Consider the following 2,177-nt stretch of genomic DNA (forward strand, 5'->3'; position numbering starts at 1 on the left):
TCGTTCGTGATTGATCGTGATGTGCATGTGTCGTTGAGTGACGCTGCGCGTGAGTCGAATTCGTCGTTGTTCATGGTGGTGCATGCGGCGTTGGCGGTGTTGTTGTCGCGGTTGTCGGGGACGTCTGATATTGCGATCGGTACTCCGGTGGCGGGTCGTGGTGAGCAGGTTCTCGATGATTTGATCGGGATGTTCGTCAACACGTTGGTGTTGCGGACCGAGGTGGATTCTTCGGAGTCGTTCTCGGGGTTGTTGGGTCGGGTTCGTGAGGGCGATCTGGGTGCGTTTGCGCATGCGGATGTGCCGTTCGAGCGGTTGGTGGAGGTGCTCAATCCGGCGCGGTCGCAGGCTCGTAATCCGTTGTTCCAGGTGATGCTCTCGTTCCAGAACATGGAGCAGACCGCGTTGCAGTTGGGCGATCTGACGGTTGCGGGCGTCGATACCGGCGCGGTGGCGGCGAAGTTCGATCTGCAGTTGACCATGGTCGAGCAGTTCGACGAGTCCGGTGCCCCGGCCGGGATGGCGGCGACGTTCANAGTCGACGGTGGCCTCGATGGCAACCCGATTCGAACGCATCCTGCGCACAGTTCTCGACGATTCATCGGCGCTGGTGGGAGAAGTCGATCTTCTTGATGGTGTTGAACGAATTGAGATCTACAACAGATCGCGCGCCAGTCGTCGGGATCTGCCCGCGACGCGATTGGTGGATGTCGTCGGTACGGCTCAGCGCGCTATGGATGTTGCGCTGATTTACGGTGACGAAAGCTTGACCTATGGCGAATTCGATTCGCGCGTCAATCGATTGGCCCGACATCTGATTTCGCAAGGTGTTGGACCTGAGGTTCTGGTCGGCGTGCTCATGGGGCGGTCTATATCTTGGGTGATCGCAGCCCATGCGGTGATTCGTGCAGGTGGCGGATATGTACCCCTGGACCCATCGCATCCGACTGAACGCGTCTCTTATGTTTTGCGAACGGCGGCGCCGGCCGTTGTCTTGTACTCGCGTGACTTTACGGTTGATGGTCGACTCGACGCGAAGTTGCCGACTTCCTGGGTTGATGTTGACAGTCTTGACCTGCATACGTATTCGACTGATCCGATCACCGATTCAGAGCGACTGTCTGCTCTTCGGGGAGATCACCCTGCGTATGTGATTTTCACTTCCGGTTCTACCGGGACGCCGAAAGGCGTCCTGGTATCGCATATCGCCGTAGTAAACCAGATGCTTTGGCGCCAGGATCGATACAATTTGGACCCGTCGGACGTGGTGCTGGTCAAGACTCCGTCCACATTTGACGTTTCACTTTGGGAGTTGTTCTGGCCGTGCCAAGTAGGCGCGCGCATGGTGATCGCCGAACCGGATGGCCATCGTGACCCTCAGTACATAGCGAAGTTGATCCGGGAGCATGCGGTCACGGTCGCGCACTTCGTGCCTGCAATGATGGCCCTATTCATTTCAGCCGAATATGCCAGCAATATTCCTTCCTTGAGGCTGGTGTTTTCCGGTGGCGAGGCCTTGAAAGTTGGCACTGCCGCGGAAGTTTTCGGAGTGATGCCATCAGCACGCTTGGAGAATTTGTACGGTCCTGCCGAGGCTGCAATTGATGTGACCTTCCATGAAGTCACATCGGACGAGACCGTGTCGATCCCGATTGGTTCTGCTGTGTGGAATACAGGGCTGCTAGTCCTGGATTCCAGGCTGCACCCGGTTTCAAGGGGTGTTGTCGGCGAGCTTTATCTATCGGGCATTCAGTTGGCGCGCGGGTATATCGGGCGGGCCGCAATGTCGTCGGATCGGTTTGTTGCGAACCCGTTTGCCGATGGCAGCGGGGGCGGTCGGATGTATCGCACGGGCGATTTGGTGCGGTGGGATGCGTCGGGGGAGCTGGAGTACATCGGCCGTAGTGATTTCCAGGTGAAGTTGCGTGGTCAGCGGATCGAGTTGGGGGAGATCGAGTCGGCTTTGGTGGCTGATGCATCGGTATCCGCATCTGCAGTGACTGTTGTTTCGGCCAAGTCGGGTGACAGCTTGGTTGGGTATGTGGTGCCGGTGTCGGGTGCGGTGGTTGATGTTGTAGCGCTTACGGATTCGCTGCGTGCGGTGTTGCCGTCGTACATGGTTCCGTCGTTGATCATGGTGTTGGATGCGTTGCCGCTGAATGCGTCGGGGAAGTTGG

Annotated in this window: 2 protein-coding genes; both read left to right on the forward strand. The window is 57.8% G+C overall.

Features of this window, described 5'->3' with window-relative positions; all coding sequences use genetic code 11:
* Nucleotides 1-633 (forward strand): condensation domain-containing protein (locus tag ATN37_RS19115; protein ID WP_218695503.1); only part of this gene is annotated, 633 nt, incomplete at its 5' end.
* Nucleotides 554-2,177 (forward strand): amino acid adenylation domain-containing protein (locus tag ATN37_RS19120; RefSeq protein ID WP_218695504.1); only part of this gene is annotated, 1,624 nt, incomplete at its 3' end. The genes ATN37_RS19115 and ATN37_RS19120, both read left to right, overlap by 80 nt.

The organism is Rhodococcus sp. MH15 (genome assembly GCF_019266045.1).
Classification (GTDB): Bacteria; Actinomycetota; Actinomycetes; order Mycobacteriales; family Mycobacteriaceae; genus Rhodococcus_F; species Rhodococcus_F qingshengii.